The organism is Tardiphaga sp. (assembly GCF_044336785.1).
Lineage (GTDB): Bacteria > Pseudomonadota > Alphaproteobacteria > Rhizobiales > Xanthobacteraceae > Tardiphaga.
Map to the genome: position 1 here is coordinate 1 of NZ_JBIIOT010000181.1, position 3,900 is coordinate 3,900.

The following is a 3,900-nucleotide window of genomic DNA, read 5'->3' on the forward strand; positions in this document are numbered from 1 at the left end:
GAACGCAGAAAAGGCCCTGGAATTTCGGGGCGGGATCACAGCGGCGAGGGGGCTCGCTCGCGACACAGGAGATCGACGGATGAATGCGCTGAAGCGTTTGATGTTGACGGCAGTTGCGTGGATTGCCGTGGCCGGTAGCGCGATCCCGATGGCATCCGCCATGGACAAGGTCGCCGTCGGCGTGTTTCCGCTCAGCTCGTCGCTGCCCTATTTCGTCGCGGTCGAGAAGGGCTTCTTCAAGGAGCAGAATATCGAACCGGACATGACCAAGCTGATGGGCGGCCCGGCCAATGTCGCCGCCATGATCACCGGTCAGATCGAGGTGTCCGCGGTACTGGTGACGCTGGAAGGTCTCAACGCCAATATCAAGAAGCCGGGCGTCGCCATGTATATCGCGCTCAACAGCCAGACGCCCCAATACAAGATGGAACAGTTCGTTGTCCGCAACGGTGTCAAGGCCGAGAAGATTTCCGATCTGAAAGGCATGAAGCTGCTGTCCGCGCCGGGGCCGGCAAATGTCAATACCGCCAAAGGTGTCCTTGCCAAGAATGGTCTGAAGGACGGTGACTACACCATCGATCAGCTCGACATGGGCCAGCACGTGAATGCGATGCAGGCGGGAAGTTTTGATGGCGGTTATACGCTCGAGCCGAATGCCTCGATGATGATCAAGGCCGGCGTGGCGCGCACGCTGGAGGCTGGCGTGATCTCCACCTACATCCTCGGGGATGCCAAGGCTGACGCCTTTGCTGCCGGCTGTGCCATTACCAGCGACTTCATCCAGAAACGCCCGGATGTCGCCAAGCGCTTCGCGATGGCCTGGGCCAAGGCCATCGACTACATCAAGACCAATCCTGACGATGCGCGCAAATATCTCGTCAAGAACACGCTCACGCCGGAAAATGTCATCGATATGGTCGCGATGCTCGGCTACACGATGGCCAAGGACATGACGCCCGGCCAGGTCGGCGATCTGCAGAAGCTGGCCGATTTCGGCGTGTCAATCGGTGTCGTGCCGGAGAAGGTCGACGTCACCAAATATCTCTACAAATATTGATCGGCAGGTGGGTGCCATGCCGAGTGCCGCAATGACCGAACTTCCGGCGAATGCCCGCGAGGCATTGCGGCGCACGGCCCCTCATGTGACCATTCGTGGGCTGAGCAAGCGCTTCCCCGATGCTGTCATCTACGACAACTTCGATTTCGACATTCCGCGCGGCCAGCTGATGTCGGTGTTCGGGCCCAATGGCTGCGGCAAGAGCACGCTGATCAACATGATCGCGGGGCTTTATCCGATGGACAGTGGCGAGATCCTGTTCGACGGCCAGCCGCTCAACAAGATCAATTTCGGCTATGTGTTCCAGAACTATCGCGAGGCCATGTTTCCCTGGCTGCGCGCCTTCGACAATATCGCCTATCCCCTGAAGGTGCGCGGCGTGCCGAAGGCCGAGCGCATCCGCAGGGTCGAGAAGATCGTCGCCAATCTCAACGTCAAGATCGATCTCAATCTCTATCCCTATTACATGTCCGGCGGCCAGCAGCAGCTCGTCTCCATCATGCGTGCGCTGGTGGTGGATCCCGAGATCCTGTTTCTCGACGAGCCGTTCTCGGCGCTCGACTATGAAATGACGCTGTTCATGCGCGAGCAGCTGCAGCGCGTCTTCATGGAGACGGCAACCACCACCGTGCTGGTGTCGCATGATCTGGAGGAGGCGGTCTATCTGTCCGATCGTATACTGTTGCTGTCGCGTCATCCCGCTCGCGTGGTCGAATTCGTGCCCTATGATGCGCCGCGCCCGCGCAGCGACAGGACGATGATCGAGCCGGATTTCATCAGCACCAAGGCGCATTGTCTCGAAATCTTCCAGCGCGAAGTCCGCAAGGGGTGATGCGATGCTGAAGCGCCTCGAATTCCTGTTGCCGTTGATCGGTGTCGCCGGTCTGCTCGCGGTCTGGTCGCTGGTGGCCTGGCTGAAGATCGTCGATCCCGTATTGCTGCCATCGCCATCGGCGACCTTCAAGGCGCTGTGGAACGGGATGAGTCACGGCAAGCTCGGCCTCGATTTCATCAAGACCGTGCAGCGCACGATCTATTCGACGGTGATCGCAGCAATCGTCGCCATTCCGCTTGGCATCCTGCTGGGCTCTTCCGAAAAGCTCTATCGCTCGGTGGAATTCGTGATCGACTTCTTCCGCTCAACGCCGGCCTCGGCGATGTTCCCGCTGTTCCTCGTCCTGTTCGGTGTCGGCGATCGCACCAAGATCGCAGTGGCGGCGTTTGGCGCGGCCTTGGTGATCCTGTTCAACGTCGCCTATGGCGTCATGAATGCGCGCAAGACCCGCATCCTGGCTGCGCGCGTGATGGGCGCCTCGCGCATCCGCGTGCTGTGGGACGTGATGCTGCTGGAGTCGCTGCCGCAGACCTTTGTCGGCCTGCGCAATGGCGTCTCGCTGGCACTCGTGATCGTCGTGGTGGCCGAGATGTTCATCGGCTCCACCGATGGCCTTGGCCAGCGCGTGTTCGAGGCGCAGCAGCTGATCGAGATGCCGGACATGTATGCCGCGATCTTCGCAGCCGGCGCCCTCGGCTACGGCCTTAATCTTTTGTTCCTGACCATCGAGCGCCGCTTCGTGCACTGGTCTGGGAGGTGATCGTGCGCCTCACACTTCCCGTGCATTGCTGAACGCAAAGCTCGACACCCGCCGCGTATTCTCATCCAGAATCAGCGTTCGCGTGATCGGTGGTTCCGCGCGCTGGCTGCAATTCTCGCGCTCGCACAGGCGGCAGTTCACGCCGATCGGCGTGCCCTCGACCTTCTCCAGATCCATGCCCGCCGAGTAAACCAGTTTGCTCGCATGGCGGATCTCGCAACCGAGCCCGATGGCGAAGCGCGGCTGCTGGTGCGGATGCGGCGCCGGCGAGCGGCGCAGCGTTTGCGCGATGGAGAAATAGCGATTGCCGTCCGGCAGCTCGATCACCTGGCGCAGCAGGCGGTCCGGCGTGTCGAAGGTGGAGTGCACATTCCAGAGCGGGCAGGTGCCGCCGAATTTCGAGAACGGGAACGTGCCCGACGAGAACCGCTTCGAGACATTGCCGGCATTGTCCACACGCAGCATGAAGAACGGCACGCCGCGCGCATTCGGCCGCTGCAGCGTGGTGAGGCGATGGCAGATCGGCTCGAAGCCGACATTGAAGCGCTGGCCGAGCACCTGCATGTCATAGCTCAGTGCTTCCGCCGCCGCATGAAACGCCGCGTAAGGCATCAGCACGGCGGCGGCATAGTAATTTGCCAGCGTGATGCGATAGAGCCGGCGTTGCGTATCGGCCAGCGGTCCGGCGCGGCCGACAATGCTTTCGAAATGCGACGAGCACTCGACAAGCCCGATCTGGAACGCGACCTGGAAGGCGCGGCCGGGCGCATCCACCATTTCCGAGATCAGCAATTGCCGCCGATGCCGGTCGAACCGCCGCAGCGTCTCGCGCATCACATCCACCGGCATGATGCGGGTCACGATCGAGTATTTGTCCCGCAGCCGCGCGCTCAGTGCTGCAAACAGATCCTGCGACGGCACATTGATCTCGTCGCGAAGAGTCTCCGCTGCGGTCTCCAGCTCCGGAAAGTAATTCCGGTTGGCCTCGATCAGATCGCGCACCCGCTCGATCGGATTGCCTTCATAGGATGCGCCGTCATGGCGATCCGCCATCTGTGCCGCCACCATCGTCTCGCCGCGCCGCGCTTCGGTGTAGGCCGCGTAAAGCCGCTGCAGCGAATGCGTGACGCCGGGGCAGAGCTCGGCGAGATCGCGCAATTCCTGTTTCGGCAGATCGATCTGCCGAAACAGTGGATCGGAAAAAATCTCGTTGAGCTCCGCGAAGAAGCGATCCTCATCCGCCGTGGC

The 3,900-nt window shown here is 61.3% G+C and carries 4 protein-coding genes; 3 read left to right on the plus strand and 1 reads right to left on the minus strand.

What is annotated here, in order from left to right:
* Positions 1-79: 79 nt before the first annotated feature.
* From ACIQ2A_RS25625 to ACIQ2A_RS25635, 3 genes are read left to right on the plus strand one after another with little or no spacing between them, the layout of a single operon-like run.
* On the plus strand, positions 80-1,057 hold the full coding sequence (locus ACIQ2A_RS25625) for an ABC transporter substrate-binding protein (RefSeq protein ID WP_398484841.1): 978 nt from the start codon (positions 80-82) through the stop codon (positions 1,055-1,057).
* 31 nt (positions 1,058-1,088) lie between these two features.
* Positions 1,089-1,889 (plus strand): ABC transporter ATP-binding protein, encoded by an 801-nt coding sequence (locus tag ACIQ2A_RS25630; RefSeq protein ID WP_398484843.1) that lies wholly within the window; start codon positions 1,089-1,091, stop codon positions 1,887-1,889.
* Between the two features lie 4 nt (positions 1,890-1,893).
* Entirely contained in the window at positions 1,894-2,652 is a 759-nt protein-coding gene (locus tag ACIQ2A_RS25635) for an ABC transporter permease (protein WP_398484845.1), read from the plus strand.
* 9 nt (positions 2,653-2,661) lie between these two features.
* Here ACIQ2A_RS25635 and ACIQ2A_RS25640 read toward each other — a convergent pair.
* Positions 2,662-3,900, minus strand: a 1,239-nt coding sequence (locus ACIQ2A_RS25640) for a short-chain fatty acyl-CoA regulator family protein (RefSeq protein ID WP_398484847.1), incomplete at its 5' end; no start/stop codon positions are given.